At 66.2% G+C, this 26,505-nt stretch carries 30 protein-coding genes and 1 tRNA gene; 15 read left to right on the forward strand and 16 right to left on the reverse strand.

The genetic code is table 11. From position 1 onward, the window contains the following. The 7 genes from R2601_RS26890 to R2601_RS01750 all read right to left on the reverse strand — a co-directional run. On the reverse strand, nucleotides 1-283 hold a 283-nt coding region (locus R2601_RS26890), incomplete at its 3' end, for a Maf family protein (RefSeq protein ID WP_007792567.1). A 66-nt stretch (nucleotides 284-349) separates the two neighbouring features. Next, entirely contained in the window at nucleotides 350-568 is a 219-nt protein-coding gene (gene infA, locus R2601_RS01725) for a translation initiation factor IF-1 (protein WP_007792573.1), read from the reverse strand. Nucleotides 569-664: 96 nt separating this feature from the next. Continuing rightward, nucleotides 665-1,549 (reverse strand): carbon-nitrogen hydrolase family protein, encoded by an 885-nt coding sequence (locus tag R2601_RS01730; RefSeq protein WP_007792577.1) that lies wholly within the window; start codon nucleotides 1,547-1,549, stop codon nucleotides 665-667. 97 nt (nucleotides 1,550-1,646) lie between these two features. Next, a complete protein-coding gene (locus R2601_RS01735; protein WP_007792580.1) occupies nucleotides 1,647-2,231 on the reverse strand; it encodes a GNAT family N-acetyltransferase in 585 nt (194 codons plus the stop codon). Beyond that, nucleotides 2,231-2,629: a ketosteroid isomerase-related protein gene (locus tag R2601_RS01740; RefSeq protein WP_007792583.1), complete on the reverse strand. Its 399-nt coding sequence runs from the start codon at nucleotides 2,627-2,629 to the stop codon at nucleotides 2,231-2,233. The genes R2601_RS01735 and R2601_RS01740 overlap by 1 nt, the downstream gene beginning before the upstream one ends. Further along, complete coding sequence (locus tag R2601_RS01745; protein WP_007792585.1) at nucleotides 2,626-3,072, reverse strand: arsenate-mycothiol transferase ArsC; 447 nt, start codon at nucleotides 3,070-3,072, stop codon at nucleotides 2,626-2,628. Before R2601_RS01745 ends, R2601_RS01740 begins: the two co-directional genes overlap by 4 nt. A 3-nt stretch (nucleotides 3,073-3,075) precedes the next feature. Continuing rightward, nucleotides 3,076-3,555, reverse strand: a complete 480-nt coding sequence (locus R2601_RS01750) for a UPF0262 family protein (RefSeq protein WP_007792588.1) — start codon at nucleotides 3,553-3,555, stop codon at nucleotides 3,076-3,078. Nucleotides 3,556-3,704: 149 nt separating this feature from the next. On the opposite strand from R2601_RS01750, the gene R2601_RS01755 reads away from it, so the two are divergent. Next, a complete protein-coding gene (locus R2601_RS01755; protein ID WP_007792591.1) occupies nucleotides 3,705-4,910 on the forward strand; it encodes an alpha/beta hydrolase in 1,206 nt (401 codons plus the stop codon). Nucleotides 4,911-4,914: 4 nt separating this feature from the next. Here the strand turns inward: R2601_RS01755 and hisD are convergent, their stop codons facing one another. Beyond that, the gene (gene hisD, locus R2601_RS01760) at nucleotides 4,915-6,216 is read right to left on the reverse strand and encodes a histidinol dehydrogenase (protein ID WP_007792594.1); all 1,302 of its coding nucleotides are present in this window, start codon (nucleotides 6,214-6,216) and stop codon (nucleotides 4,915-4,917) included. Nucleotides 6,217-6,368: 152 nt separating this feature from the next. On the opposite strand from hisD, the gene R2601_RS01765 reads away from it, so the two are divergent. Further along, on the forward strand, nucleotides 6,369-6,767 hold the full coding sequence (locus tag R2601_RS01765; protein WP_007792597.1) for a c-type cytochrome: 399 nt from the start codon (nucleotides 6,369-6,371) through the stop codon (nucleotides 6,765-6,767). A 16-nt stretch (nucleotides 6,768-6,783) separates the two neighbouring features. Here the strand turns inward: R2601_RS01765 and R2601_RS01770 are convergent, their stop codons facing one another. From R2601_RS01770 to R2601_RS26895, 3 genes are read right to left on the reverse strand one after another with little or no spacing between them, the layout of a single operon-like run. Then, complete coding sequence (locus tag R2601_RS01770) at nucleotides 6,784-7,248, reverse strand: DUF2948 family protein (RefSeq protein WP_007792600.1); 465 nt, start codon at nucleotides 7,246-7,248, stop codon at nucleotides 6,784-6,786. Further along, nucleotides 7,245-8,516, reverse strand: a complete 1,272-nt coding sequence (murA, locus tag R2601_RS01775) for a UDP-N-acetylglucosamine 1-carboxyvinyltransferase (protein WP_007792602.1) — start codon at nucleotides 8,514-8,516, stop codon at nucleotides 7,245-7,247. The genes R2601_RS01770 and murA overlap by 4 nt, the downstream gene beginning before the upstream one ends. A 3-nt stretch (nucleotides 8,517-8,519) precedes the next feature. Continuing rightward, the gene (locus R2601_RS26895) at nucleotides 8,520-8,678 is read right to left on the reverse strand and encodes a hypothetical protein (protein ID WP_007792605.1); all 159 of its coding nucleotides are present in this window, start codon (nucleotides 8,676-8,678) and stop codon (nucleotides 8,520-8,522) included. 100 nt (nucleotides 8,679-8,778) lie between these two features. On the opposite strand from R2601_RS26895, the gene R2601_RS01780 reads away from it, so the two are divergent. Together R2601_RS01780 and R2601_RS01785 are read left to right on the forward strand one after the other, a co-directional pair. Continuing rightward, nucleotides 8,779-8,853, forward strand: a tRNA-Thr gene (locus tag R2601_RS01780). A 133-nt stretch (nucleotides 8,854-8,986) separates the two neighbouring features. Beyond that, a complete protein-coding gene (locus R2601_RS01785; protein WP_007792606.1) occupies nucleotides 8,987-9,883 on the forward strand; it encodes a GGDEF domain-containing protein in 897 nt (298 codons plus the stop codon). A 361-nt stretch (nucleotides 9,884-10,244) separates the two neighbouring features. Here the strand turns inward: R2601_RS01785 and R2601_RS01790 are convergent, their stop codons facing one another. Beyond that, nucleotides 10,245-11,900 carry a thiamine pyrophosphate-dependent enzyme gene (locus tag R2601_RS01790; protein ID WP_040544273.1) on the reverse strand — a complete coding sequence of 552 codons (1,656 nt, stop codon included), beginning with the start codon at nucleotides 11,898-11,900 and terminating at the stop codon, nucleotides 10,245-10,247. 189 nt (nucleotides 11,901-12,089) lie between these two features. Here R2601_RS01790 and R2601_RS01795 point away from each other — a divergent pair, with 189 nt between their 5' ends. The 9 genes from R2601_RS01795 to R2601_RS01835 all read left to right on the forward strand — a co-directional run bounded on the left by R2601_RS01795 (nucleotide 12,090) and on the right by R2601_RS01835 (nucleotide 18,693). Next, nucleotides 12,090-12,374, forward strand: a complete 285-nt coding sequence (locus R2601_RS01795; RefSeq protein WP_007792612.1) for an STAS domain-containing protein — start codon at nucleotides 12,090-12,092, stop codon at nucleotides 12,372-12,374. Beyond that, complete coding sequence (locus tag R2601_RS01800; protein WP_007792614.1) at nucleotides 12,371-12,745, forward strand: response regulator; 375 nt, start codon at nucleotides 12,371-12,373, stop codon at nucleotides 12,743-12,745. The genes R2601_RS01795 and R2601_RS01800 overlap by 4 nt, the downstream gene beginning before the upstream one ends. 3 nt (nucleotides 12,746-12,748) lie before the next feature. Then, complete coding sequence (locus tag R2601_RS01805; protein WP_007792616.1) at nucleotides 12,749-14,899, forward strand: chemotaxis protein CheA; 2,151 nt, start codon at nucleotides 12,749-12,751, stop codon at nucleotides 14,897-14,899. Continuing rightward, nucleotides 14,892-15,356 (forward strand): chemotaxis protein CheW, encoded by a 465-nt coding sequence (locus tag R2601_RS01810; protein WP_007792619.1) that lies wholly within the window; start codon nucleotides 14,892-14,894, stop codon nucleotides 15,354-15,356. The genes R2601_RS01805 and R2601_RS01810 overlap by 8 nt, the downstream gene beginning before the upstream one ends. After that, nucleotides 15,353-16,222 (forward strand): CheR family methyltransferase, encoded by an 870-nt coding sequence (locus R2601_RS01815; protein WP_007792622.1) that lies wholly within the window; start codon nucleotides 15,353-15,355, stop codon nucleotides 16,220-16,222. The genes R2601_RS01810 and R2601_RS01815 overlap by 4 nt, the downstream gene beginning before the upstream one ends. A 9-nt stretch (nucleotides 16,223-16,231) precedes the next feature. Beyond that, complete coding sequence (locus tag R2601_RS01820; RefSeq protein ID WP_007792625.1) at nucleotides 16,232-16,618, forward strand: response regulator; 387 nt, start codon at nucleotides 16,232-16,234, stop codon at nucleotides 16,616-16,618. Between the two features lies 1 nt (nucleotide 16,619). Further along, nucleotides 16,620-16,976 (forward strand): DUF8776 family protein, encoded by a 357-nt coding sequence (locus tag R2601_RS01825; protein ID WP_007792628.1) that lies wholly within the window; start codon nucleotides 16,620-16,622, stop codon nucleotides 16,974-16,976. Nucleotides 16,977-17,116: 140 nt separating this feature from the next. Further along, entirely contained in the window at nucleotides 17,117-18,172 is a 1,056-nt protein-coding gene (locus tag R2601_RS01830; RefSeq protein WP_007792631.1) for a CheB methylesterase domain-containing protein, read from the forward strand. A gap of 14 nt (nucleotides 18,173-18,186) precedes the next feature. After that, the gene (locus R2601_RS01835; RefSeq protein WP_254656025.1) at nucleotides 18,187-18,693 is read left to right on the forward strand and encodes a chemotaxis protein CheD; all 507 of its coding nucleotides are present in this window, start codon (nucleotides 18,187-18,189) and stop codon (nucleotides 18,691-18,693) included. Nucleotides 18,694-18,931: 238 nt separating this feature from the next. Here the strand turns inward: R2601_RS01835 and R2601_RS01840 are convergent, their stop codons facing one another. The 4 genes from R2601_RS01840 to R2601_RS01855 form a co-directional block, all read right to left on the reverse strand. Beyond that, on the reverse strand, nucleotides 18,932-19,654 hold the full coding sequence (locus tag R2601_RS01840) for a proteasome-type protease (protein ID WP_007792637.1): 723 nt from the start codon (nucleotides 19,652-19,654) through the stop codon (nucleotides 18,932-18,934). An 84-nt stretch (nucleotides 19,655-19,738) separates the two neighbouring features. Continuing rightward, the gene (locus R2601_RS01845) at nucleotides 19,739-20,569 is read right to left on the reverse strand and encodes a transglutaminase family protein (protein WP_007792640.1); all 831 of its coding nucleotides are present in this window, start codon (nucleotides 20,567-20,569) and stop codon (nucleotides 19,739-19,741) included. Continuing rightward, entirely contained in the window at nucleotides 20,566-21,519 is a 954-nt protein-coding gene (locus R2601_RS01850; RefSeq protein WP_007792644.1) for an alpha-E domain-containing protein, read from the reverse strand. The genes R2601_RS01845 and R2601_RS01850 overlap by 4 nt, the downstream gene beginning before the upstream one ends. A 7-nt stretch (nucleotides 21,520-21,526) precedes the next feature. Further along, nucleotides 21,527-22,951, reverse strand: a complete 1,425-nt coding sequence (locus R2601_RS01855; RefSeq protein WP_007792647.1) for a circularly permuted type 2 ATP-grasp protein — start codon at nucleotides 22,949-22,951, stop codon at nucleotides 21,527-21,529. Nucleotides 22,952-23,419: 468 nt separating this feature from the next. Here R2601_RS01855 and urtA point away from each other — a divergent pair, with 468 nt between their 5' ends. Both urtA and urtB read left to right on the forward strand, forming a co-directional pair. Beyond that, nucleotides 23,420-24,709, forward strand: a complete 1,290-nt coding sequence (urtA, locus tag R2601_RS01860) for an urea ABC transporter substrate-binding protein (RefSeq protein WP_007792649.1) — start codon at nucleotides 23,420-23,422, stop codon at nucleotides 24,707-24,709. 88 nt (nucleotides 24,710-24,797) lie between these two features. Continuing rightward, a partial coding sequence (urtB, locus tag R2601_RS01865) for an urea ABC transporter permease subunit UrtB (RefSeq protein ID WP_007792652.1) occupies nucleotides 24,798-26,505 on the forward strand: 1,708 nt, incomplete at its 3' end.

The raw sequence follows: 26,505 nt of genomic DNA on the forward strand, positions 1-26,505 counted from the left end.
ACAGCGCGGTGAGGAACTCGGCCGCCTGCTTCTCGTCCTCGGGCTTGCCGAGGATTCGCCGGCCCAGCGCCACGGTTGTGTCGGCGGAGAGCACGACCTCGTCCGCCCCAGCGGGGATGGCCTCGGCCTTCTCGCGGGCGAGACGCACGCAATAGGGCCGCGGCAGCTCACCGCGACGGGGGTCCTCATCGATATCGGGGGGGCGGATATCGGCAGGCACCACGCCCAGATGCGCGAGCAGTTCGCGCCGGCGCGGGCTGCCGGAACCGAGAACGAGCTTCATGCGAGGGCCCGAGCGGGCGCCGCCCGCTTTACGGGTTTCGCCATCAACGTCAGGCCCATGCGAGGCTTACTTGAAGCGATAGTTGATCCGACCCTTGGTCAGATCGTAGGGGGTCATTTCCACCTGGACGCGGTCGCCTGCCAGAACCCGGATGCGGTTCTTTCGCATCTTGCCTGCCGTGTGCGCGATGATCTCATGGCCGTTCTCGAGCTCGACCCGGAATGTCGCGTTGGGCAGGAGTTCCTTCACGACGCCGGGGAATTCGAGAATGTCTTCCTTGGCCATGGTCACTCCTGTGATTGCAGTTCCGCCAAACTCTGCGGAACGCATCACGATATGCGCTCAATTCGCGCATAATTCAAGGGCGCATTGCAGCAGGGATCAGGAAAGGCTCCGCAAGATGGCGGGGCTGTCACGCCCGGCCTGCTCTGCCCAGTGGGCGCGGTTGAGCACGACACCATCCTTGCGGACCCGGCTGACGGCGTCAAGATCGAGCGTGGCATAGGTCCAGCCAGGCTGATCCATCTGGCCCTGCGCCAGCACGCCATCGGCGGGAAAGCCGGTGTCGGGCGGACCGAAGACGCCCCCCATGCCGCAATTGGTGTCCACCGCCTCGGACCAGTCGCAATCGCCAACGGTCGAGGCCATCACCGTCACGCATTGCTGCTCGAGCGCGCGCGCCATCGCTCCGATGCGCACGCGGTTGTAGCCATGCGCCGCCTCGGTGCAGGAGGGGACGAGAATCAGGTCGGCCTCCATCATGGCGCGGGCGAGGAGCGGGTATTCGCTGTCGTAGCAGATCAGGATGCCGATCTTGCCGAGCGCGGTGTCGAAGAGATGCAGCGGCCCGCCGCCCACCACGCCCCAGTCCTCGCGCTCGAAGCGGGTCATGATCTGCTTGTCCTGGTGGCCCATGGCGCCGGAGGGCCCGAAGAAACGGGCGCGGTTGACCGGGCGAGGGCCGATCTCGGGATCGAAGACCGGAGCCGAGGCGGCGAGGATGTGCACCCCGTGGATTTTTGCCAATTCGGCATGCAACGCATCGACCTGCGGGATCCGCTCGGAGACCGCGTGCAGCGAGGCCTCGAGATCGCCGGCAGCCTCGGGACCCGCCAAGGTTGCCAGCTCCATGGCGCCGTATTCGGGGAACACCAACAGGTCGGCGCCCTGCCCGGCTGCATCCTCGACCCACGCGGTGAGCTTGGCGGCATAGGCCTCCCAGCTGTCGAGGACATCCATCTTGTAGGCGGCGGCGGCGAGTTTCATGGCGGCGATCCTTTTGGAGGGGGCGGACCGGGGCGCTGCCCCGGACCCCGGGATATTTTTGGCCAGAAGAAGCCTGGGGGGCTGGTCTGTTGGCGGCTCAGCTCAGGGATTTGATCCAGAACTGCAAGACATGGTCGGATTCGATGGGCTGATCGGCGTCTTTCCATCGGAAATGTGCAAGGGCGCCCTCGAGCCTCTCGTAGCCGCGCTTGCGCCAGAACGGGTCGAGCGGGGCGTAATCGGCCGGGCGGAGCGGGTGATCAGCGGGGCGCTGGACCGCGCAGAAGGCAGAGCGGGTGCGGCCCATTGCGCGGGCATGGGCCTCGCGCAGGTCGAAGAAGCGGTGACCGACGCCGCGGCCACGATAGTCGGGCAGCAGCACGGATTCGGCGCAGTAGAAGATCGTGGCGAGTTCGTAGCCGCTGCCGGCGAAGGCTGCGGCGAAGTCGTCTGCGTGATCCTCCATCGGGGTGCCGGTGGCGGCGCCGACGAGCCGGTCGCCGTCGAAGGCGCCGACCAGCACCGCGCCGGGGCTGTCTCGATAGGTCTGCAGGTAGGCGCGCTCGTAGTCGAGATCGCCGACATAGAGATAAGGCCAGTCGCGGAACACCTCGATGCGCAGCCGCGCCACATCGTCGAGCGCGGCGTCGAGCGCCGCGCCGGTCAGCACCTCGACCCGCATCAGCCGACCTGCCGGATCCAGTCCGCGAGGTTGTAATAGGTGACCACGCGGGTGATCTTGTCGTCCTTCAGGGTGAAAAACGAGCCTGCCGGCAGGCGGTAGGTCTGACCGTTGGCCGCGGGCAGTCCGTCATCGGTGGCGAGGTAGGTGCCGTTGACGGTGTACTCGGCGGCGGCGCGGGTGCCGCCCTCGGCCTCGAACACCACCATGTCGGTGAGATTTTCGTCGTAGCAGTGGGACATGTGGGCGCAGAACTCGGCGAACTTGGTCTTGCCGGTGCGCACCTGGCCCTCGTTGACGTGATGCGCCACCTCGGCATCGAGGCAGGCCAGCATGGCCTCCGTGTCCTTGGCGTTGAAGGCGTCGAAATACCGCCGGATGGTGTCGGTTGCGCTCATGTGGCTCCCCATCTGCTCTTCAGCTTGTCTGTGATCTGGTCGCGGGTCTGGCGATAGGCGTTGAGTTTCATCTCGCGGCTCTCGCCAAGGCCGGTCGGGTCCATGACGGGCCAGTATTCGACCGTCAGGTGGTAATAGCGTGTGAGGTCGAGCGCGGCGCGCTGCGAGGCCGGCGACATGGCGACGATCAGATCGAAGCCCGACAGCGCCTCGCCCATCTCCTCGAGCTCTTCGAAGCTGCGCGAGCGGTGCTTGTCGAGCTCGACGCCGATCTCGCGGCAGACCGCGATGGCGAAGCCGTCGATGTCGAGATCGTTCACCACCCCCACCGACTGCACGTAGGTGTCGAAGCCGTAGAGCTTCTTCATGATCCCTTCGGCCATGGGCGAGCGCACTGCGTTGTGATCGCAGCAGAACAGTACCGATTGCGGCAGTCCGGCCAAGCCTCAGCCTCCGAAATGCAGCACGCAGATGAGGGTGAAGAGCCGGCGCGCGGTGTCGTCATCGACCTCGGCCTTGCCCTCGAGCCGCTCCTGCAGGATGCGCGCGCCCTCGTTGTGGATGCCGCGGCGGGCCATGTCGATGGTCTCGATCTGGCTGGGCGCCGCGGTCTTCACCGCGTCGAAATAGCTTTTGCAGATCTGGAAATAGTCCTTCACCACCTGGCGGAACGGCGACAGCGAGAGATGGAACTCCGCCGCCTTCTCGTCGGCCTCGGTGGCGATGTCGAAGACCAGCCGCTTCTCGCGAATGGCGAGGCCCAGCTTGTAGGGGCCGACCGGCACCTCGCGACCGTCGCGCGCGGGCAGCGTGAAGGAGTTCTCCTCCATGAGGTCGAACATGGCGACGCGGCGCTCCTGCTCGATCTCGGGCGTGGGCGGCGGCAGGTTGCCGTCGTCAAGATCGATTTGCGAGATGTGGCTCATGAGCACTGTCCTTCACCGGGCCCGAAAGGCTTAGCGCGCCCGCGATCTCACTGCAATGCGACGGAGCCCTGCGACGCCGCGTTTCCCGCATGACGGGAAATGTGGTATGATTTCGCATTCTTTGACTGCATTGATCCCGGAGACCGCCCATGCCGCGCCGCGCCATTGTCCTTGTCCCCGGCTTCGGCCGCAACGAGCGCAACCTGTTGCGCGACCGCCTGGTGCGCGCCCTGCGTCACTACACCGATGGATGGCGGATCGAGCAGCTCGAGGATGGCGACGGCGCCCGCGCAGGCGCCGCCCGCCTGCGGGCCACCGCCCGCTGTGGTGGCGAGAGCCGCGAGATCGATGTCTACGAGGCCTACTGGGCCGATCTCGTGCCGGACTGGAGCCGCGAGTCGCCATGGGCGCGGTTCAAGCGCGGCGGGTTGCTGCTGCGCTACTGGCTGTTCGGCGGCGCACGGGCGTGGCGAGATCGCGGCGAGGCCCCACCCCGGGCGGCCACGGCGATGCGGCTGGCGGCGCTGGCGCTGATCCTGTGGTGGCTGGTGGTGGCGCTGCTGCTCTTGCAGACTTTTGGCGCGATCTCGATCCCGGAGGCTTTCGCCGCGATTCCGGGCTTCGAGAAGCTCTGGGCGCAGATCAGCGTGGGCGCTGCCGCGGTGACCGGTTCGGTGCTGGCGGGGCTGCTGCTCTGGGTCTGGAGCCTCGGCTATCTCGAGCAGTTCGCCAATATCTCGGCCTATGCCAAAGCCTACCTGCGCGACGAGCCCTGCGGCGATGACGACATCGGTCTGCGCGCCAAGACCAAGGCGCGGGCGCTGCAACTGCTCGACCAGGTCGGCGACGTGAGCGGCGACCGGGCCTATGACGAAATCTACGTGGTCGGGCACTCGCTGGGAGGCGCCATCGCGGTGGATGCGCTGGCCGATTACGGCGACCGGCTCGATCACGTGGTGCTGTTCACCTGGGGCTCGGCGCTGGGGCTGCTGTCGCAGCAGGAGCCGCTGGTGGAATGCGAGATCGGCAAGTTCTACGAGGCCAGGCCACGCATCCGCGGCTGGATCGACGTGGTGTTCCCGCAGGATTACATGGGATCGCAGGTTCCGGTGCCGCGCCGCATCGATGCCGCCGGCAAGCCCGGCGCGTTCTATGATCCGCTGTTTCCCAAGGCGGTAACGCCGCACGTGCCGCGCGGCATGCACCTGTTCGAACTCGCCGACATCCACGAGGCCTATTACCGCTGCGAAAAGGCGCTGCTGATGCTGGTGCAGCCGGGCAGCGCCCTGCCCGTGGCGGAACAGGCGCCGCCCGGGCCGGCCACGAAAACGGTCACCAAGCTGCGGGTGACCTGAGCCGTCAGTCGTTCATCTTGCGCAGGCGCGCCGTCACGCTGAGCCCGTGCGCCTGAAGGCTCTCCGAGGTGGCGAGGACCTCGGCGGCGGGGCCGATGGCGCGCAGCGCCTGCGGCGACATCTGCGCCAGCGTGGTGCGCTTGAGGAAATCCAGCGCCGAAAGCCCGGAGGAGAACCGCGCCGAGCGCGCGGTGGGGAGCACGTGGTTGGGGCCGCCGACATAGTCGCCGATTGCTTCTGGCGTCCACTGGCCAAGGAAGATCGCGCCGGCGTGGCGGATCTTTTCCGACAGCGCCAGCGGGTCGGCGACGCAGAGCTCGAGGTGCTCGGGCGCCACCCGGTCCGACAGCGCCGCCGCCTCGTCGAGATCGCGCGCCACGATGATGGCGCCGAAATCGCGCCAGCTGGCACCGGCGATGGCGCCCCGCTCGAGCACCTCGATCTGGCGCTCGACCTCGGCGGCGACCGCCTGCCCGAAGGCCGCATCCGTGGTGACCAGGATCGACTGGGCGCTCTCGTCATGCTCGGCCTGGCTCATCAGGTCGAGCGCGATGAACTCGGGATCGTTCTCGGCATCGGCGATGACGAGGATTTCGGAGGGGCCGGCGATCATGTCGATGCCGACCTTGCCGAAGACCCGGCGCTTGGCGGCGGCGACGAAGGCGTTGCCCGGGCCGGTGATCTTGTCGACAGGCGCCACGGTCTCGGTGCCGTAGGCGAGCGCTGCGATGGCCTGCGCGCCGCCCAGACGGTAGATCTCGTCGACGCCGGCAATGCGCGCGGCCAGCAGGACCAGCGGGTTCACCACGCCATCAGGCGTGGGAACGGTGATGCAGAGCCGCTCGACGCCAGCCACCTTGGCGGGAATGGCGTTCATCAGCACCGAGGACGGATAGCTTGCCAGCCCGCCCGGCACGTAGAGCCCGGCAGCCGCCACCGGGGTCCAGCGCCAGCCGAGGGTGGCACCATCGGGATCGGTCCAGAGCGCATCCTCGGGCATCTGGCGCACGTGATAGGCGCGGATCCGTTCGGCGGCCTTCTCCAGCGCGGCGCGCTCGTCGTCGGGGACGCGGGCGCATTCCGCCTCGATCTCCTCGGGCGTAAAGGCCAGACGCTCGGGCGTCAGCTCGAGCCGGTCGAACCTGGCGGTGTAGTCGACCAGCGCCGCGTCGCCGCGTGCCCGCACGTCGGCGATGATCGCCGCGACCGTGTCGTCGACATCGGGGCTGTCCTCGCGCTTGGCTGTCAGCAGGCGGGAGAACGCGATCTCGAAATCGGGATCGGTGGTGTCGAGGAAGACGGGCATGGCGCGGTCCTTTTCGCTGTCCTGCGCCTCTTACCCCCTGCCCGCCCGCGCCTCAAGCGCCTGGCGCCTTGATCCCGGTCAAGGCCCTGCCGGAGCGGGCGCGCTAACATTCGAAAGACGGGGAGTGTGTCACTTTGGGGAGGAGGAAACCCATGAAGACCCTTGCAACAATCGCCGGCGTGCTGGCGCTTGCACTGCCGTTCGCGGCGCCTGCGGACGAGGCCGGCAAGATCGAATACATGAACCACTGCGCCGCCTGCCACGGCGAGAGCGCCGTAGGCGACGGCCCGCTCGCCGAGCTCATGACCGTGCCGGTGCCCGACCTGACGCAGGTCTCGGCGCAGAACGACGGCGTGTTCCCGATGCTCGAGATGATCCAGGTGGTCGACGGGCGCACCGGTATCCGTGGCCACGGCTACCCGATGCCGGTCTGGGGCGCGCGCTTCAAGAGCGAGGTCGAGGGCGACATCGGCGCCTATGCCAGCGAGATCGTGGTGCGCGGGCGCATCCTGTCGCTGGCTTATTACCTCGAGTCGATCCAGGCCGAGTGACCGGCCCGGAGCTGTCCTAGAGCTCGTGATCCGGCGTCTTGCCGGACACGGCCTGATAGGGCCGCGTAACGTCGCGCAGGCGAAGCTCAAGCGCTTCGACCTGCGCGCGCAGCGCACCGTCACCGGCGAGGGTGAAGACCACGTTGCCCGCGCCCTCCTCGGTCGGCTCAAAGCTCACCGCGAGGATCGACAGCACCAGTTCCGGATCATCGCGCGACACGCCCTGGCTCGACACGCCGATGACGTTCTCGACCGCGAGCAGTGCCCGTACCCGCTCGGGCGGCGAGACATGCACACCATCCTCGCGACGCAGGCGGTTGACCAGAAGGGTCAGCCGCTGGTGGCGTTTCTGCCAGGCCACATCGGCCACGGTCAGCACCGCGTCCTGCAGCAGTGCCGAGAGCACCTGCAGGTCGTCCGGGTCCATGGCGCCAAGGTTCAGCGGCGCGCCGGCGGCGTCTTCAAAGCGTGCGTCGGTCACTCGTTCTTCACCCGTTCGATCTTGGCGCCCACGCCCGAAAGCTTGCGCACCACGTGTTCATAGCCGCGGTCGAGATGGTACACCCGGTTGACCACGGTTTCGCCCTCGGCCGCAAGGCCTGCGAGGATCAGCGAGACGCTGGCGCGCAGATCTGTGGCCATCACCGGCGCGCCCTTGAGCTTGTCGACCCCGGTCACGGTGGCGGTGCCGCCATGCACGTCGATGCGCGCGCCCATGCGCATCAGCTCGGGCGCATGCATGAAGCGATTCTCGAAGATCTTCTCCTCGAGCACCGAGGTACCCTCGGCGGTGCAGAGCAGCGCCATCATCTGCGCCTGCAGGTCGGTCGGGAAACCGGGGAACGGTTCGGTGGTCACGTCGACCGCGCGCACCCGGCCGTTCTTGCGGCTGACCTTGAGGCCGGTCTCGGTCTCCTCGACGGAAATCCCGGCGGCATCGAGCGTCTCGCAGAAGCTCTTCACCAGTTCGATTGTGCCGCCGAGGCACTCGACCTCGCCGCCGGCGATGGCCGGGGCCAGCATGTAGGTGCCAAGCTCGATGCGGTCGGTGACCACGCGGTGGGTCGCGCCGCCGAGGCTGTCGACGCCCTGCACCTCGATCGTGTCGCTGCCCTCGCCCGAGATCTGCGCCCCCATCTTCTGCAGGCAGCGCGCCAGATCGACGATTTCCGGCTCTCGCGCGGCGTTCTTGATCAGCGTGGTGCCCTTGGCCAGCGTCGCCGCCATCAGCGCGTTCTCTGTCGCGCCCACCGAGACCAGCGGGAAGTCGACGACACCGCCCTTGAGGCCGCCCGCCGGCGCCTTGGCGTGCACGTAGCCCTCGCGCAGGTCGAGCTCGGCGCCCAGTGCCTCGAGCGCGCGCAGGTGCAGGTCGACCGGGCGGGCGCCGATGGCGCAACCGCCGGGCAGCGACACCTCGGCATGACCGTGCTTGGCCAGCAGCGGCCCGAGCACGAGAATCGAGGCGCGCATCTTGCGCACGATGTCATACTCGGCGCGGGTCGAGGTCAGCGCGTGGCTCGACAGCGCCAGCACCTGCCCCTCGTTGAGCGCCTGGACCTCGGCCCCCAGCGACTGCAACAGCGTCGTCATGGTGCGGATGTCCGACAGGCGCGGCGCGTTGGTCAGCGTCAGCGGCTCGTCCGAGAGCAGCGTCGCCGGCATCAGGGTGAGACAGGCATTCTTCGCGCCCGCGATGGGGATCTGGCCGGACAGCGGCCCGTTCCCTGTGACGATGATCGAATCCATGTCCTAATTGTCCTCTTCACTGCTCTGATCGCGCGCGGTGCTGTCCGCGCTGCGGGCCTTGGCCTGCTGTTTTCTACGGGCGAGATTCGCCTTCAACGCCGCTTTCAGCCGCGCATCACGCTCTTCTGCCTTGGTTTTAGTGCTGCCTGTCTTGCGCTCCATGACACTTCTTTAAAGCAGGGGCAAAAAAGCGTCCAGATTGCGCTTGCGCCCGTCTGAAATTGCCTTTAGAGACGCCGCCACGCCACCAAGGCGCACCGGCGCTGCTGTAGCTCAGAGGTAGAGCACTCCCTTGGTAAGGGAGAGGTCGAGAGTTCAATTCTCTCCAGCAGCACCACTTCTTTCCAAAGTAAATCAATGTCTTGGAAGACAGCGCCGCTGCGCCCGGCCGGCCGCGTGCACCTTAACCATCCGTTAACAAAGCCCCGTCATCCTCTTGCTTTGGGGGAGTACTGGCGCGAGTGGGTGCGATGCTTTTCTATGCTCTTCTGGACCGGGCTTTTCCGAACAGCTTTCCGATCAAGGTGTTCGCCGTGGCCTTCGTCGGCACGCATGTGCCGCTGATCGCCGTGGTGATCTATGCCCTGATCCAAACCGGCGGCATCGCGGCGCATCTCGACGTGCTGGCCCTGCTGCTTGCCGCGACGCTGACGGGCTGTGGTGGCACGCTGGCCGGGCTCTGGGCGCTGCTTGCGCCGGTGCGCCGGATGAACGGTGCCATCGAGTCGCTCGAACGCGGCGATTCGATCCCCGCACTGCCCGACCGTCATCGCGACGAGATCGGCGCGCTGATGCGGCTCACCAACCTGATGGCAGACAGCATGCTGCGACGGCAGCAACAGGCGCAGACCGCGGCCCAGACCGATCCGCTGACCGGACTGCCCAACCGGCGCGGCTTTGACGCCCGCGTGCCGCAGCAGGCACCCGGTGCCATCCTCTTTCTGGACCTCGATCGTTTCAAAAGAGTGAACGACACCTATGGCCACGCCATCGGCGACGATGTGCTGCGCCAAGCGGCGACGGTGATCTCTGCCGCGTTGCGGCGCGAAGACGTGGTGGCACGATTCGGCGGCGAGGAGTTCGTGATCTGGCTGCCCGGCGCCACGCGGGATACCGCCTGGAGCACGGGCGAGCGCCTGCGCCTCGCGATCGCCGGCAGCGTCCGCGTCGCGGAGCAGCCGGTGACTGCCTCGATCGGCCTCGCACTCTGCGCTGCCGAGGACCGCCGCGAGACGGTGATCGCGCGCGCCGACGCCGCCCTTTACGCCGCCAAGCATCGCGGCCGGAACCGGGTCGTTGAACGCTGCGAGGAGGCTGGCGGCGAGACCTTCGCCTTTGCTCCCGGACGAAGCTTGCGGGCGGTCTGACCGCCCTGCCCCGGCTCAGATGGTGCGCAGCAGGCGCAGCGCATCCCAGATCGCCGCGTATCTGTAGCGGGCCGAGACCGCATCGCCTCCGAGATAACTGGTCGCCTCCCTGCGGGTCGCGGCGAACCTTCTGCGGGCGCAGCGCGATCAGCGCCTCGTCATCCACCCAGTCAAGAGTCACCGAGCCCGGTCCAGGCCAGCCAGCGTCGAGCCCGACCGCCCCCGCAGCGGGTGAATCACCTTCCGAGATGTCACACCTGGGTTTGATCCGCGCCGACATTCGAGCGATGCCCGGCGCGGACTCAGGGCGAAGCCGTCTCGCCTTCGTCGTGCCGGAGGATGCCTCTGGCACGGCTGCCTCTCAGCTGCCGCTGCGGATCTGGCTCAGCGTGCGATAGGGCGTCAGCGCCTCCTTGTCGACGATCAGTTCCAGCAGCGCGCCGGTGGGCGAGGCCAGCGCCCGCTCGAACGCCGCGTCGAACCCGGCGGTCTCCGAGACCAGCTCACCGTGCAGCCCGCAGGATTGCGCCAGCGCGGCGAAGTCCGGGTTGACCAGCTCGGTGCCCGACACCCGGGTCGGGAACTCACGCTCCTGATGTGCGCGGATGGTGCCGTAGGTGCCATTGTTCACCACGATCACGATCACCGCCGCGCCGGCCTGACGGGCGGTCGCAAGCTCCTGCATGGTCATCTGGATGTCGCCATCGCCGGCAAAGCAGATCACCGTCGCATCGGGGCGCTCGATCTTCGCCGCCACCGCTGCCGGCAGGCCGTAGCCCATCGCCCCCGATTGCGGCCCGAGCAGCCGCATCCCCGGGCGGAAGCGGAAGAAGCGCGTCGGCCAGACGGTGAAGTTGCCCGCCCCGTTGGTCAGCACCAGATCCTGGCCCTCGAGCCGCTCGCGCAGATGCGTGCAGACCGCCACCATGTCGACCGGGCCGGGCTGCGCCGGCGCGTTGTCGATAAACCCGAGATAGGCCTCGCGCGCCTTGCGGCGCCAATCGGCCCAGCCGCCCTGCACCGTTTCACCCAGCGCCAGTGCGAACCGTTGCGGGCAGGCGTGGATGCCCAGCGCCGGGCGGTAGACCTTGCCGATCTCGCGGTCCGAGGCCATCACGTGCACGATCTTCTGAACCGGGTCCGGCACCTGCAGAAGCGTGTAACCGTCGGTCATGTTCTCGCCGAAGCGGGTGCCCAGCGCGAGGATCACGTCCGCCTGCCCCAGCAGAGCCTTGGTCGCGGCGCTCATGCCCACGCCCGCATCGCCGCAGAAGCAGTCGGAGCCGTTGTCGAACTGGTCCTGATAGCGGAACGAGCTGATCACCGGGATGTCCGAGGCTTCGGCGAAGTGCTTCAGCGCATCCTGCGCGTCGCGATCCCATGGCGCGCCGCCGATCACGATCAGCGGCCGCTCGGCACGCACCAGCAGCCCCATCGCCTCGGCCACCGCCGCCGGTGCGGGCTCGGGCAGGAAGACCGGCACCGGGCCGTCAACGGGAGCAGCCTCGGTCTCGGCCATCAGCATGTCCTCGGGCAGCGCGATGACCACCGGGCCGGGACGGCCGGTGGTCGCCGTGGTCCAGGCCCGCGACAGGATCTCGGGGACGCGCGAGACATCGTCGATCTCGGTCACCCACTTGGCCATGGTGCCGAAGACGGCGCGGTAATTGACTTCCTGGAAGGCCTCGCGCTCGCGCATCTCGGTGCCGATCTGGCCCACGAGGAGGATCATCGGCACGCTGTCCTGCATCGCGGTGTGCACCCCGATCGAGGCATTGGTCGCGCCGGGGCCGCGGGTCACCATGCAGATGCCGGGTTCACCGGTCAGCTTGCCATGCGCCGCCGCCATGAAGGCCGCCCCGCCCTCCTGCCGGCAATTGACGAAATCGAGCTTGCCGCCGGTGTCGTGCATCGCGTCGAGCACCGCGAGGTAGCTCTCGCCCGGCACGCCAAAGGCCCTGCGGGCCCCCAGGGCCACGAGGCAGTCCACCACAAGCTGTCCACCATTGCGCGCCATCGACATTCTCCCTTTGCTCTGTCGCCTCACTTGTAGGCGATGCCCGCGCGGCTGCAAGCGGACTGCGAAAACCCGCGCGCCAGAACGCTTTGTTAAGACACCGACCGTATGTCTCTTGCCTGACCCCGGGCGGCACCGCCGCGGCGCGGGTCATCCGACCCCGAGGCTGGCAGAGGCTCCGAGCAGACGATGTCCGATCCGCATTTCCACGTTCTCGAACCCGCGCGAAACCGCAATGGGGAAGACGCGCTGGTTCCGTTCCTTCTGGGCGCGCGCCATGCCCCGGTGACGATCTCGGCCAGCGATGTCGCGCGGGTCGATGCCCACCGGCTTCAGATCCTGCTCGTGGCGCAGAAGCAGTGGGCTCGCGAAAAGCTCCCGTTCCGCCTGACCGAGGCAAATGACAGTTTCCGCGCCGGCCTCGAACGGCTCGGCCTCGCCCCCGATCATTTCGACAAGGACCAGACCTCATGACCACCAAAGTCCTCGCGATCGACGATTCCCGCACCATCCGAAACCTGCTGCGCGTTTCGCTCGAAGGCGCGGGGTTCGAATACCACTCGGCCTGCGACGGGGTCGAAGGGGTGGAGCAATTCTCCGAAGTCGAACCCGACGTGGTGATCACCGACATCAACATGCCCAACATGGACGGGTTCGGTGTGATCGATAACCTGCGCAGCGGCCCCAACCGCACGACCGTGCCGATCATCGTGCTGACCACCGAAAGCGGCCCGGATCTGAAGGCCCGGGCGCGCGAGGCCGGGGCGACGGGCTGGATCGTGAAACCGTTCGACGATGCCTCGCTGGTGTCGGTTCTGCGCCGGCTCACCGGGCACGTGGTGTAAGCCATGTCCAACAGCTCGATCCGCGATACGTTTTTCGAAGAATGCGAAGAGCTTCTCGAGGCGCTCGTCGAAGGGCTCGCCGCGATGGAGGAGAACGCCTCCGACATGGAGGTGGTCAACGCGGTGTTCCGGGCCGTGCATTCGATCAAGGGCGGCGCCGGGGCCTTCGCGCTCGACCGGCTGGTGAACTTCGCCCACACTTTCGAGACGGTGATGGACAAGGTCCGGTCGAAACAGCTTGCGGTGAACGAAGAGCTGATGCTGCTTTTCCACCGCTCGGGCGACCAGCTGGCGGATCTGGTGGAGGCGGCACGCGACGGGCGCGACCCCAATGCCGAATCCGAGGCCGCGATCCTCAAGGAGTTGAGCGCCTATCTCGGCGACGTCGAGAGCGAAGAAGAGATCGCCTTCGATGCTGCACCGCTCGCCTTCGATGCGGCGCCTCTGGCGCTCGACCTTGCCGAGCCTGAACCGCCCAGCGAGGCCGAACTGCGCCGCTTCGATATTCGGTTCTGCCCGACGCCGGCACTCTACGCCAACGGGCATGAGCCGTTGCTGCTGTTCGACGCTCTTGCCGAGCTCGGAACGCTGTCGGTGACCGCCGACCTCTCTCGCCTGCCCGAGTTCGATGCCTTCGATCCCGAGGATGCGGTCATCGACTGGCGCCTCACGCTGCTGACTTCAGAAGACGAGACCGTGCTCCACGAGGTGTTCGAGTTCGTGGATGCGCTGTGCGAGCTCGAAATCGCGGTGTCCGACGATCCGGTGGCGGCCTTCGATGAGGAGCTGACCGACGACCTGACCTCTCCGGACCTCGCGGATCCGACCGGCGGCGCCGCTCTGGCCGATCTGAAAGCGCCGGAGGAAGCGGCACCCCCTCCGCCTGCCATTGGCAAGAGCACCACAGCCAACGCCCCGCGCGACGAGCCACGTGGCCCGCGCCCGACCCTGCGCGTGGACCTCGACCGGGTGGATCGGCTGATCAATACGGTGGGCGAGCTGATCATCAACCAGGCCATGATCTCGCAACGGATCGAGGAACTCGAGCTGCCGGCCGTGGCCCATCTCACCAACGAACTCGAAGCCTACAAGCTGCTCGCGCGCGACATCCAGGAAGGGGTGATGGCCATCCGTGCGCAGCCGGTGAAGCCGCTGTTCCAGCGCATGTCCCGGATCGTGCGCGAGGCCGCCGAAGCCACCGGCAAGAAGGTCAAGCTGGTGACCGTGGGCGACTCGACGGAAGTTGACAAGACGGTGATCGAACGGCTGGCCGACCCGCTCACCCACATGGTGCGCAACGCCGTCGACCACGGGCTTGAACGTCCGGACAAGCGAGGCGAGCTCGGCAAGGATCCGACAGGCGCCATCCGTCTGTCGGCCTCTCACCGCTCCGGCAGCGTCTTCATCGAGATCGCCGATGACGGCGCCGGGCTGAACCGGTCCCGGATCCTCGAGAAAGCGATCGAGAAAGGCCTCGTCTCGCCAGAGGCAGAGCTCTCGGAGCAGGAGGTCGACAACCTCTTGTTCCTGCCCGGCTTTTCCACCGCTGCGGAGGTGTCGAACCTTTCTGGCCGCGGGGTCGGCATGGATGTGGTCAAGAATGCCGTCGCCGCGCTCGGCGGCCGCGTCTCCATCGCCTCGACCCCCGGCGCGGGCACCACCTTCACCATCGTCCTGCCACTGACGCTCGCCGTGATGGACGGCTTCGTGATCTCGATCGCCGATCAGACCATGGTGATCCCGATCGCCTCGATCATCGAAACCATCCGCCCCAACCCGCGCGATCTGCACTGTATCGGGACCGACGGCGAGGTGATCTCTGTGCGTGGCGCCTATGTCCCGATCGTTGATGTGGCGCGCAATCTCGGTCTCTCGGGTGAGCGCGCAGACAGCAGCGGCGTCCTGCTTTTGGTGAGCACCGAGGGACAGGGCCTCACCGCACTCCGCGTCGGCGCCATTCACGACCAGCGCCAGGTGGTGATCAAGAGCCTCGAAAGCAATTACGGGGCCATCGCCGGCGTCTCCGCAGCAACTATCCTTGGTGACGGGAAGATCGCCCTGATCCTAGACCCCGACGAACTTGTCAAACTTACCCCGGCGGCGATCTTCCTGCCGCCCGCCTCATCCCCCAGACCGGAGCTGCGCCATGCTTGACGTTACCGAGGCCCCCACCGAGGCCCAGTTCGAATTCATCACTTTCTCCGCCGGGGACCAGAGCTTCTGCCTCGAGATCACCCAGATCCGCGAGATTCGACGCTGGACCCCGGTCACCAAGCTGCCGCACACGCCCGACGACGTGCTCGGCGTGATGAACCTTCGCGGCGCGGTGATCCCGATTTTCGATCTCTCCGCCCGGTTCGGCCTGGGCGAGACCATCGACAATGAACGCAACGTGGTCATCGTCGCCGCTGCCGGCGGAACGACCATCGGCCTTCTTGTTGAGTCGGTTTCAGAGATCCTTTCGGTGGCGAAATCCGCCATTCAGGAAACCCCGGACATAAAATCGGAAGCCGCCCGTCAGGCGATCCTTGGCGTGATTTCGGTCGGGGAAAACATGGTCCGAGTGGTCAATCTCGACGCCGTGCTCGACACCGAAGGGGGCGCCGTATGATCACCACCGCCCCGGCAAGTGGATCTGGCGAGTTCCGCTTTACCGACGACGACTTCCGGTCTTTGGCGCAGCTCGCTCACGCCGAATTCGGCCTCGCACTGGCCGAGAGCAAGAAGCCTCTGGTGTACTCGCGGATCGCGCGGCGCCTGCGGGCCCGAAACATCACCGACTTCACGAGCTACATGGCCCTCCTCAAAAGTCCGGGAGAAGCGGAGGAGCGTCTTGAGCTGATCTCTGCGCTGACAACCAACGTCACCAGCTTCTTCCGCGAGAAGCACCATTTCGACACCTTGAGAAAGGAGTTGGTTCCGCAATTCGAAAAGCAGCCGCGGGTCAGGATCTGGTCGGCCGGATGTTCGTCGGGCCAAGAAGCCTTTTCAATCGCAATGACCCTGTCCGACACGCTGTCGGAGACCAGCCTGCGAAATGCCCGCATCCTCGCGACCGACATCGACCCCGCGATGATCCGCAAGGCGTCGGCGGCGCGCTATGCGCGCGAGGATCTCACAACGATCCCCGCAGACATGCAAAAGAACGGCACCCGGTCCTGCGCCGAGGATCCAGCCAGCTTCGAGATCGCCACACCAGTGCAGCGCATGGTGACCTTCGGCGAACTCAATCTGATCGAAGCCTGGCCCTTCAAGGGCCCCTTTGACGCAATTTTCTGCCGGAATGTCGCGATCTATTTCGACCATCAGACCCAGCACCGCCTGTGGTCCCGGTTCACCGGGTTGCTGCGCCAGGGCGGGCTCCTGTTCATCGGGCATTCCGAACGCGTTGCGGGCCCCGCGCTGGAGAGCCTGCAGTCCGCCGGTGTCACCACCTACCGCAAAACCGTCGCGCCCCGTCCCGACCCCGCCCGATAGGAGACAAGAATGAGCCTGAAGGACTCCCTGCGCATCATGGTGGTCGACGACATGGCGACAAGTCGTGGCCTCATCACGCAAGCGCTCGATGAAATTGGTATCAAGAACTACCTGACCGAAAATGATGGCCAACAGGCGCTTGCACGTATCTCGGCCAATCCCGTGCACCTCGTGCTGTCGGATTTCAACATGCCCAACATGGACGGGCTCGGCCTGTTGCAGGCGGTGCGGCAAAACAAGGCCACCCAGCGGATGGGGTTCATCCTGGTCACTGGCAAACCAACGCCGGACATGGTCGCGACGGCCAAGAAGTGGGGGCTCAACAACATGATCAAGAAGCCGTTCACCTCACTGGCAATGAAACAATGCATCGAAAGTGTCGTGGGAAAGCTCTGATATGACCAAGGGTGAAATCCGGCTCTCCCCGAGCGAGGCGATGCGTATGCTGTCAGACGAGATCCGCCACCTCCACCACCGTCTCGAACGGCTGGAGCACGGAATCGAGCATGTCTATGCGTCGGGCGGCGAGCGGCTCGGCTCCGTCGCCGTGACAGCATTGCAAGAGCTCGACATGCTCGCGCAGTCCACGGATGCCCTCGCCGCCTATTCCGAAAAGCTCTCCCAGCGGCTCGAAGACAGCGCCGAACTCGACCTGACCCGCGAACTCTCCGCGATACCGCTTCGCGCTCTCGGTCGTCGATTGAGCGGGATCAGCCACGACGATCTGGCGGCCAACGCCCCCGAGCTTTTCTGACGACGTGAGGGCAACGACGCACGGGCAGAGGTGCGCCTTCGGCGGACCTTCGCGCATCCTCGGCAGGCTCCTCAGGGACCTTGTCTTCGGCATTCCGGGGCCGGCGGCGGCACCGGCACCATCTATCGAAAGGGGCTCCGATGGATCCGATTTCGCTGATCATCGCCATACCGGATCGCTCCCGTCGCCGGCGGGTCGTGCAGAGTATCGGATCGTCACCGCACATCCGGATCATGGCTGAAACGCCTGATCTGATGACCACCTTCGCCGAGGTCGAAGAGCGCCAGCCCTTGGCCGTGCTCATCGATGGAAGCCTCGCCCGAGCGCCTGAATTCGAAGTAATGCGCGCACTCTTCGCAGCGTTGGATGTCCGCTGGATCGTCATATCCGATGCCCCCGATACCGGCAGCCGCATCGCCGCATCACCTTGGGGCCGAACCTCCGATCTATTCGCGGTGGCCGCCGATATTGCAGCGGAGCCACTGATCGATCACTTGCGCAGCGTGACCCGCACGGCCCGGCGGAACGGACGCGCCGAACCTCCGAAGGCACCCGCGATTCCGAGGTCGGATGAGGCCCATGACCGTCGACGCAGCAAGCGTTTTGTTCTCATCGGCGCCTCCACCGGCGGGGTCGATGCGCTGCTCACCGTGCTGTCCACCTTCCCGGCCGATTGCCCGCCCACCTTCATCGTGCAGCACACCGGCGGCGGCTTCGGAGAGAGCCTGACGCGCCTGCTCGACCGGCAATGCCAGGCACGCGTGCGTCCCGCCCGGCATGGCGACCATGTTACCCATGGCGAGGTCGTGGTGGCAGCCGGCAGCCGGGCTCACATGCGGCTCGCCGGGGGCAAACCGATGCGCATAACCCTCGAGCCTGGCACACCGATCTCAGGTCACATGCCGTCGGTCGATGCAATGTTCGACTCCGCAATACCGGGGGCCAAGCGTGTGGTTGCGGCATTGCTCACCGGCATGGGCCGCGACGGCGCCGCAGGCCTTCTCGCCCTGCGCGACGCTGGTGCCACCACCATCGCTCAGGATGAGGCCACGAGCACGGTGTACGGCATGCCGCGCGCTGCGGTCGAGCTCGGGGCGGCCATGCACTCTTTGCCCTTGCCAAGGATCGGTCCCGAGATCCTCAGGACCTGCCGCGAAGCACCCTCAGAAACAAACCGGAGGCTCGCCACCCGATGAGCACGAGCGAAAAAATGGTGAACGTCGTTCAGGGGGAATACCATATCTCCGCTGACCCCGATTGCGTCATGTCGACCGTCCTCGGCAGCTGCGCCGCGGTCTGTCTCACCGATCCGTCGCAGAAGATCGGCGGAATGAACCATTTTCTGCTGCCGCACCGCGCCGGGCGCGCCGGCGAAGACGTGCGATACGGCGCCTACTCGATGGAGCTCTTGATCAACGGCTTGCTGAAACATGGCGCGCGCAAGAACCGCATGGTCGCGAAACTGTTCGGCGGCGCCAAGATGCTGACCCAGCTGCGTGACATCGGCGATTCCAATGTCGCTTTCGCCCGCGAGTTCCTGCAGAACGAGGGCATTCCGATCGCCTCGGAAAGCACCGGTGGCAACTCGGCCCGCCGGATCCGGTTCTGGCCCTCAGACGGGCGGGTGAAGCAGTTCATCGTGCCGGGCGCGGTGGACCAGGTGGCGCCCCCTGCCCCTCCGCCCGCCGCCGCGGTCGGCGAAATCGTCCTATTCTGAAATGCGGCCCCCGAGCCCCATACCCGCGCACGGCGCCGCCACCCCAGGCGCTCGGCGTGACAAAGAAAGACACCTTCGTCCGGCCCGCGCCGGGCTCGGTCACCTGAAGGCCCGTGTCCGCCACGGCACTGCCCGCCCGGCACCATGGCGTCGGAACAGACCTGTGGGGTGTCCGCGAGGGACGCCAAGCCAGGAGACATGCGCGCCAAGCGCCAAGCGCGCAACACTGCCCGCTTCGTCAGATCGGGTCGATTTCCTGGAACGCGTTGCGAAGCGCCTCGGACCATGCCGCGCTCATCCGGGCAAAGCCCTCGTCATCGGCCTCGATCCGGCGGGTGCGACCGATCTGGAAGGCGTCGGCCTCGATCACCGCGAAATCAAGCGGCATGCCGACGCTAAGGTTGGATCGCAGGGTCGAATCCATCGACAGCAGCACCGCCTTTTCGGCATCGCCCAGCGACGTGCCCGGCTCGATCACCCGGTCGAGAATCGGCTTGCCGTACTTGTGCTCGCCGATCTGCAGGAACGGCGTGTCGGCGGTGGCCTCGATGAAATTGCCCTCGGGATAGATCAGGAACATGCGCATCGGACCGCCCTTGCGCTGCCCGGCCACGATCATCGAGGCGGTGGCGTTCTGGCTCATCCGTTCCATCTTGGACTTCACGTCCGAGGTCACGTCCGACAAAGTGGCACCGACAAGTTCGGCCACCTGGAGCATGGTCGGCGCGCGCAGGATCGAGCGGTCGTTGTCCGGCTCTTCGTTGGCATCGGCGAGCCGCGCCATCACGGTCTGGGTGATCGACAGCGACCCGGCGGTCATGATGCCGATGGCGCGATCGCCAGGCTGCTCGAACAGGAACATCTTGCGATAGGTCGCAATGTTGTCGAGACCGGCATTGGTCCGCGTGTCCGACAGCAGGACAACGCCCGCGTCGAGCAGCAATCCAACGCAATAGGTCATGACCGAATCCTCTGGGGGCACCATGCCCCGCATGGCGTCATACTGCCGATGCGGGGTCCGGGCAATGGCATCGCGCGGGCGTGGCTACTGCTGCTGTTGCTGCCCGTTGGCCACGACCACCTCGACCTCGAGGTGCTCTTCCGGCGTGCTGCCCTGCACAACGCCGCGGATCGGCGCCGCGTCTTGCGCGTCGTATCCCGAGCCAAGCCGGATATAGCGCTCGTCCGGGCAGCACCGATTGGCAGCGTCGAACCCGACCCAGCCAAGCTCGGGCACGAAGAGCTCGGCCCAGGCATGGCTGGCCTCGTGCTGCTGTCCGTCCTCGTCCGCTTGCAGATAGCCTGTGACATAGCGCGCGGGAATGCCCGCGGCGTGGGCCACGGCAATCAGCGCGTGGGCATGATCCTGACACACCCCCTTCCCGCCCGAGAGGGCCTCGGCGGCCGTGGTGTGAGCCCTGGTCTCGCCGGGCGCGTACTCGATCGCGTCGGTCACCGCCTTGGCGAGCGCGTGCGCTCGGTCAAGGTCGCTGGCCCCCTTCATCCCCTCGAGCGCCGAAGCAGAGAGGTCCTTGAGATCCTGATCGGGCCGCACCTGCCGGGTGGAGCGCAGGTAGAGCGAGGCCGGCCCCTTCTCGCGGTGGTCGCGCAGCACGCCGAAAAGATCGACGGTCTCGATCTCGCCGATCACCTCGACGGTCAGCGTCTCGAGCGGGCCGCGCCAGCTGGCCAGCGCAGTGCGGTCGCCCGCCCCGTCGGTGAACTCGGCGCCGCGCGTGGCACCTTCGGTCCTCACCTCCCAGGACAACACCTTCTGCGAGGCGCAATCCGCCGGCCAGAGCCGCAGCGACTGCACGACGCCGCGCACCGGGTGATCGAACCTGTAGCGGGTGGTATGTCTGACACTCAGTTTCATGCCGGGATCCCGTGAAGATAGACGTCCTGAACCGTGTTCGCGAGCCCGGCATTGCGCGCCATGAAGCGCCCGAGGAATTCGTGCAGCCCCTCGTCGAAGATGTCGTCGACGGTGACATTGAGCAGGTCGTCGAGCAGCTGGTGGGCCGCCTCCTGCGCGCGTGAGCCGGTCTGGTAGTTCTCGGCGATGTTGTCGAGATGGTCGCAGGTCCACTGCACGCAGGAACGCAGCGACCGCGGGAACTTGCGGTTGAGGATCAGCAGGTGGGCGATCTTCTGCGCGGTGATCTCGCCGGTATAGGTCCAGTTGAACGCGCGCTGCGCGGTCATCGATTGCAGCAGCAGCGCCCACTGGCTCTGGTCGAGCCCGGAGCCGACATACGAGAGCGACGGCAGCAGCACGTAGTATTTCACGTCGATCAGCCGGGCGGTGTTGTCGGCGCGCTCGATCGCGGTGCCGATGCCCATGAAATCGTAGCCGTCATTGCGCAGCTGCGTGGCCTGCACGCAGCCCTTCACGAGGAAGCAGTTGCGCATGGTCCAGTCGGTCAGCTCGCTGGTCATCAGCTTGCTGCGCTCGACGCGTTGCAGCTGCTTGAGCTCCTGGTAGGCGCCGTTGAGCGCATCCCAGACCGGCGAGGTCAGCGCGGTGCGCACCACCCGGCCGTTCTCGCGCGCGGCGTTGATGCAGGACAGCACCGAGGACGGGTTGTCGGAATCGAAGAACAGGTAGGTCTCGATGTTGCGCTGGTTGGGCTCGCCATATTTCTCGAGGAACGGCTCGAGCGCGCCCTTGGCCTGAAGCACGGCTTCCCAGTCGTTGCGATAGCCGCCCGACGGGTCGGGCAGCAGCGCGTTGCGGGCCCCCACCTCGAGCAGGCGGCCAGTGGTTTCGGCGCGCTCGAGATAGCGGGCCATCCAGTAAAGGTGATCTGCGGTACGGCTCAGCATGGTCTTCTTACTCCGCCAGGACCCAGGTGTCTTTCACCCCGCCGCCCTGCGACGAGTTCACCACCAGCGACCCTTCGGTCAGCGCCACGCGGGTCAGCCCCCCGGGCACCAGTTCGATCTTTTCCCCCACGAGGCAGTAGGGCCTCAGGTCCACGTGGCGCGGCGCGATCCCCTCCTCCACGAAGGTCGGACAGGCCGAGAGCGACAGCGTCGGCTGCGCGATGTAGTTCTCGGGCTTGGCGCGGATCTTGGCCTCGAAGGCCTCGATGGTGGACTTGTCCGCCTTCGGCCCGACCAGCATACCGTATCCGCCCGACCCGTGCACCTCCTTCACCACCAGCTCTGGCAGGTGTTCTAGCACGTATTTGCAATCGTCCTTCTTGGCGCATTGCCAGGTCGGCACGTTCTCGAGCACCGGCTCCTCGCCGAGGTAGAAGCGGATCATCTCGGGCACGTAGGTGTAGATCGCCTTGTCATCGGCCACGCCGGCACCCGGCGCCGAGCAGATCGTCACGCCGCCGGAGCGGTAGACGTTCATCAGCCCCGGCACACCCAGCATCGAGTCGGGGCGGAAGCACAGCGGGTCGAGGAAGCTGTCGTCGATCCGGCGATAGATCACGTCGACCTTCTTGGGGCCCTCGGTGGTCTTCATCCAGACGAAATCGCCCTCGACAAAGAGATCCTGCCCTTCGACCAGCTCGACCCCCATGAGATCGGCGAGGAAGGAGTGCTCGTAATAGGCCGAGTTGAACTGGCCGGGCGTCAGGATGACGATGTTGGGCTCGTTCTGGCACTTCTTCGGCGCCACCGAGCCCAGCGTCTTCTTCAGCAGCCCGGCGTAGCCGTCCACCGGCGCGATGCGGTTCTCCATGAAGAGCTGCGGGAACATGCGCATCATGATCTCACGGTTTTGCAGCATGTAGCTGACGCCCGAGGGCGTGCGGCAATTGTCCTCGAGCACGTAGAACTGATCGGGCCCGGTGCGCACGAGGTCGACGCCAACAATATGGCTGAACACCCCGCCCGGCGGCATGAATCCGATCGCCGCCTTCTCGTAGGCCTCGTTGTTGGTCACGAGGTGCTCGGGGATGCGGCCGGCGCGGATGATCTCACGGCGTCCGTAGACATCGCAGAGAAACGCGTTGAGGGCAGCAGCGCGCTGGCGGATGCCGCGGTCGAGCTTGCGCCACTCCGACGCGGTCAGCACGCGCGGGAACATGTCGAACGGGATCAGACGTTCCGGGTCGCCGCCCTCGCCGTAGACGGCGAAAGTGATGCCGACGCGACGGAACAGGTCCTCGGCTTCGGATTGCTTGAGGCTGCGAAGCTCGGCGGGCATCGACCGATACCACTGCTCGAGGTTCTGGTAGGCGGCACGGACATCCGCGCCGTTCATCATCTCATTGAAGATCGGGGCTTGCTTGGCGCTCATTGTCTTCCCTTCGCTCTGCGCCTCAACGTCCAACTAATCTGCATCAAGTGAAAGGCCTCGGGTAAAAAATTTTGCCCAATTCGCCAATTCCCGCCCAATTCTTGAGCGAAACCGGATTCGGCGTTTTGAATAAGATAACCACCAAAATGCATGGCTGGCGGCGGATTTTTGAAATTTTCCGCACAATAAATACGCAAACGCAAGAAATTCCGCCCACAAATTAACCCCTCGCGTCCGGTCCGGAGACACTGGGGCAAATTGACGTGGCGACCGGACACCCCCCGGCTAATCAGTTAGCGCGCTTCGATCGGAGCGTGAACAACGGGGATGTCACGGCGGCAAGAGGCCCAAGCCCGGAGCCCGCCCTGACTTACAATAACGAAGCGGCGAGCAGTCAATTTCTGCTCCGCCCGGCAATGCGTCGGGCGGGTACGGGAGGATCGCGCCGCGTACAAGGGAAGTGACCTTATGATCAAGACATTGAAACTCTCGGGTGTGGCCGCCGCGGCCCTGATCGCCGCCGGCGCAGCCAACGCCCAGGACGTGGAATGCCCCATCAAGGTGGGCGTGCTGCACTCCCTGTCCGGCACCATGGCGATCTCGGAGACCACTCTGAAAGACACCATGCTGATGCTCATCGAAAAGCAGAACGCCGATGGCGGCCTGCTGGGCTGCGAGCTCGAGGCTGTGGTGAAGGATCCGGCCTCCGACTGGCCTCTCTTCGCCGAAAAGGCGCGCGAGCTGATCTCGAATGACGAGGTCGACGTGACCTTCGGCTCCTGGACCTCGGCCAGCCGCAAGGCCGTGCTGCCGGTTCTCGAAGAGCTGAACCACCTCTACTTCTACCCGGTGCAGTACGAGGGCGAGGAATCGTCCAAGAACGTGTTCTACACCGGCGCCGCCCCGAACCAGCAGGCGATCCCGGCCACCGACTATTTCCTCGACGAGCTTGGCGTCGAGAAGTTCGCCCTGCTCGGCACCGACTACGTCTACCCGCGCACCACGAACAACATCCTCGAGTCCTACCTCAAGTCGAAGGGCATCGCCGAGGAAGACATCTTCGTCAACTACACCCCCTTCGGTCACTCCGACTGGTCGACCATCGTCTCCGACGTCGTGGCGCTGGGTGAGGACGGCAAGCAGGTCGGCGTGATCTCGACGATCAACGGCGACGCCAATATCGGCTTCTACAAGGAACTCGCAGCCGCCGGCATCTCGGCCGACGACATCCCCGTCGTGGCCTTCTCGGTGGGTGAAGAAGAGCTGTCCGGCCTCGACACCTCCAACCTCGAAGGCCACCTCGCCGCGTGGAACTACTTCATGACCGCCGAATCCGAGGCCAACGAAGAGTTCATCGCCTCCTGGCACGAATTCATCGGCGACGAGTCGCGCGTGACCAACGACCCGATGGAAGCTCACTATATCGGCTTCAACATGTGGGTGAACGCGGTCGAAGAGGCCGGCACCACCGAGGTCGACGCCGTGCGCGAAGCCATGTGGGGCCAGGAGTTCCCGAACCTGACCGGCGGCACTGCCGTGATGGGCGTGAACCACCACCTCTCCAAGCCGGTGCTGATCGGCGAGATCCGCGCCGACGGCATGTTCGACATCATCTCGGAAACCGATCCGGTTCCGGGCGACGCATGGACCGACTACCTGCCGGAATCCGCGCCGCTCAAGTCCGACTGGGCCGAGCTCGAGTGCGGCATGTACAACACCGAGACCAAGACCTGCGTGCAGATCGAGTCGAACTACTGATCTGACGTGATCCTTGGCGGGCGCCTCGCTCAGGGGCGCCCGCCGCTTGTCCGAAAGACCCCTTCTCCAATATCCGGGACCGCTGCCGATGCCGCGCATGCTCGCCCTCGCCCTGTCGCTGGCACTCTGTCTTTCCCTGCCCCCCTCGCGGGCGGCGGCGCAGGACACGGGGCCGCTCCAGACGCTTCTGCAGACCCAGGCGAACGAGGTCGCCAGCCCCGGCCGACAGTCCGTCGGATCGGTGATCGAGGCGCTGGTCGCCTCCGGCCTGCCGCAGGTGCCCGAGTTCCTCAACCGCTGGTCCGAGCGCGAGGTCGTTCAGGACGAGACCACCGGCCTGTTCTACTACGACGGCGAGCCGCCGCTCGACATCGACACCGGCGAGCCCGTGACTCTCGCCCCCGAGGCCGAGCTCGACGATGTGCGCCCCAATGGCGGCGTGCGCCGGGTGATCGCCACCGCGCTTGTGCAGTTCCAGCTCTCGGATCCCGACATCGCCCGCCGCATCGACGCGCTCGACAGCATCTCGCGCAATCCCGAGCCCGACCAGCTCGAGCCGCTGCGCGCCTCGATCGAGACCGAGACCGACCCCGCGCTGAAGGCCCGCAAGGAGCGCCTCGCCGGGATGCTCGCGGCGCGCTACGGCGCCACGCCCGAGATCCGCATGGACGCCATCGACGCGCTCTCCGATGCGCTGGCGGTGGACGTGCGCGCGGTGCTCAACCAGATCCTCACCATCCGCAGCGGCGTGGCCGAAAGCCTGCCCGAAGGTACCAACATCGCCCGCACGCTGACCCCGGGTGACGACCTGAGCGAGGCCGAGGCCTATGCAAGACTGGTCGAGGCCGATCTCGCCCCGGCGCAGCAGTCGCCCGCCCAGATCAAGGCGGCGCTGACCGACAATATCGACGGCGGCAGCGTCGGCGGCGTGCCGATCGGCCAGCTCGCCTCCGAGGATGGCCGCGCCCGCGCCTATGCGGCGCTGGCCGAGGCCGGCACCGTGCCGCCGCTGGTCACCGAGGACGACATCGCGGCCTCCCTCGCCTCTCATGTGTTCTACGAGGAATATACCGAGGACGATCCCGCGATCACCGATGCCGCCCGCGCCGCGCTCGACGAGGTCGAGACCCGGGTGGCGATGAACCAGGCGCTGGACCTCGGGCTCGACGCGCTGTCGCTGGCCTCGATCTATTTCCTCGCCGCCATCGGCCTGGCCATCACCTTCGGGGTGATGGGGGTGATCAACATGGCGCATGGCGAGTTCATCATGATGGGCGCCTATACCGGCTACGTGGTGCAGCAGATCATCCCGGATTACACCGTGAGCCTGATCGTGGCGCTGCCGCTGGCCTTCGCGGTGACCTTTGCCGCCGGCGTGGCGATGGAGCGGCTGGTGATCCGCTGGCTCTATCACCGCCCGCTCGAAACCCTGCTGGCCACCTTCGGCATCTCCATCGCGCTGCAGCAGCTCGCCAAGAACATCTTCGGCACCCAGGCACGGCCGCTGACCTCGCCGTCCTGGCTCGACGGGGCATGGGTGCTCAACGACGTTGTGGGCATCGCCAATATCCGCATCGCCATCTTCATCCTCGCGCTGATCTTTCTCGGGCTGATCCTGCTGGTGCTCAACAAGACCCGGCTCGGGCTGGAGGTGCGCGCGGTGACCCAGAACCCCGGCATGGCGGCCTCGATGGGCATCAACCCCGACAAGATCAACATGCTGACCTTCGGCCTCGGCTCCGGCATCGCCGGCATCGCCGGCATCGCCATCGGGCTCTATGCCCAGGTTACCTCCG

Origin of the sequence: Salipiger bermudensis HTCC2601, from assembly GCF_000153725.1 — a bacterium.
Lineage (GTDB): Bacteria > Pseudomonadota > Alphaproteobacteria > Rhodobacterales > Rhodobacteraceae > Salipiger > Salipiger bermudensis.

Bases quoted from the DNA above. Each gene is read 5' to 3' on its own strand.
- infA (WP_007792573.1), bottom strand. From the start codon at position 568: ATGGCCAAGGAAGACATTCTCGAATTCCCCGGCGTCGTGAAGGAACTC.
- R2601_RS01730 (WP_007792577.1), bottom strand. From the start codon at position 1,549: ATGAAACTCGCCGCCGCCGCCTACAAGATGGATGTCCTCGACAGCTGG.
- R2601_RS01735 (WP_007792580.1), bottom strand. From the start codon at position 2,231: ATGCGGGTCGAGGTGCTGACCGGCGCGGCGCTCGACGCCGCGCTCGAC.
- R2601_RS01740 (WP_007792583.1), bottom strand. From the start codon at position 2,629: ATGAGCGCAACCGACACCATCCGGCGGTATTTCGACGCCTTCAACGCC.
- R2601_RS01750 (WP_007792588.1), bottom strand. From the start codon at position 3,555: ATGAGCCACATCTCGCAAATCGATCTTGACGACGGCAACCTGCCGCCG.
- R2601_RS01755 (WP_007792591.1), top strand. From the start codon at position 3,705: ATGCCGCGCCGCGCCATTGTCCTTGTCCCCGGCTTCGGCCGCAACGAG.
- hisD (WP_007792594.1), bottom strand. From the start codon at position 6,216: ATGCCCGTCTTCCTCGACACCACCGATCCCGATTTCGAGATCGCGTTC.
- R2601_RS01765 (WP_007792597.1), top strand. From the start codon at position 6,369: ATGAAGACCCTTGCAACAATCGCCGGCGTGCTGGCGCTTGCACTGCCG.
- murA (WP_007792602.1), bottom strand. From the start codon at position 8,516: ATGGATTCGATCATCGTCACAGGGAACGGGCCGCTGTCCGGCCAGATC.
- R2601_RS26895 (WP_007792605.1), bottom strand. From the start codon at position 8,678: ATGGAGCGCAAGACAGGCAGCACTAAAACCAAGGCAGAAGAGCGTGAT.
- R2601_RS01785 (WP_007792606.1), top strand. From the start codon at position 8,987: ATGCTTTTCTATGCTCTTCTGGACCGGGCTTTTCCGAACAGCTTTCCG.
- R2601_RS01790 (WP_040544273.1), bottom strand. From the start codon at position 11,900: ATGGCGCGCAATGGTGGACAGCTTGTGGTGGACTGCCTCGTGGCCCTG.
- R2601_RS01795 (WP_007792612.1), top strand. From the start codon at position 12,090: ATGTCCGATCCGCATTTCCACGTTCTCGAACCCGCGCGAAACCGCAAT.
- R2601_RS01800 (WP_007792614.1), top strand. From the start codon at position 12,371: ATGACCACCAAAGTCCTCGCGATCGACGATTCCCGCACCATCCGAAAC.
- R2601_RS01805 (WP_007792616.1), top strand. From the start codon at position 12,749: ATGTCCAACAGCTCGATCCGCGATACGTTTTTCGAAGAATGCGAAGAG.
- R2601_RS01810 (WP_007792619.1), top strand. From the start codon at position 14,892: ATGCTTGACGTTACCGAGGCCCCCACCGAGGCCCAGTTCGAATTCATC.
- R2601_RS01815 (WP_007792622.1), top strand. From the start codon at position 15,353: ATGATCACCACCGCCCCGGCAAGTGGATCTGGCGAGTTCCGCTTTACC.
- R2601_RS01820 (WP_007792625.1), top strand. From the start codon at position 16,232: ATGAGCCTGAAGGACTCCCTGCGCATCATGGTGGTCGACGACATGGCG.
- R2601_RS01825 (WP_007792628.1), top strand. From the start codon at position 16,620: ATGACCAAGGGTGAAATCCGGCTCTCCCCGAGCGAGGCGATGCGTATG.
- R2601_RS01830 (WP_007792631.1), top strand. From the start codon at position 17,117: ATGGATCCGATTTCGCTGATCATCGCCATACCGGATCGCTCCCGTCGC.
- R2601_RS01835 (WP_254656025.1), top strand. From the start codon at position 18,187: ATGGTGAACGTCGTTCAGGGGGAATACCATATCTCCGCTGACCCCGAT.
- R2601_RS01840 (WP_007792637.1), bottom strand. From the start codon at position 19,654: ATGACCTATTGCGTTGGATTGCTGCTCGACGCGGGCGTTGTCCTGCTG.
- R2601_RS01845 (WP_007792640.1), bottom strand. From the start codon at position 20,569: ATGAAACTGAGTGTCAGACATACCACCCGCTACAGGTTCGATCACCCG.
- R2601_RS01850 (WP_007792644.1), bottom strand. From the start codon at position 21,519: ATGCTGAGCCGTACCGCAGATCACCTTTACTGGATGGCCCGCTATCTC.
- R2601_RS01855 (WP_007792647.1), bottom strand. From the start codon at position 22,951: ATGAGCGCCAAGCAAGCCCCGATCTTCAATGAGATGATGAACGGCGCG.
- urtA (WP_007792649.1), top strand. From the start codon at position 23,420: ATGATCAAGACATTGAAACTCTCGGGTGTGGCCGCCGCGGCCCTGATC.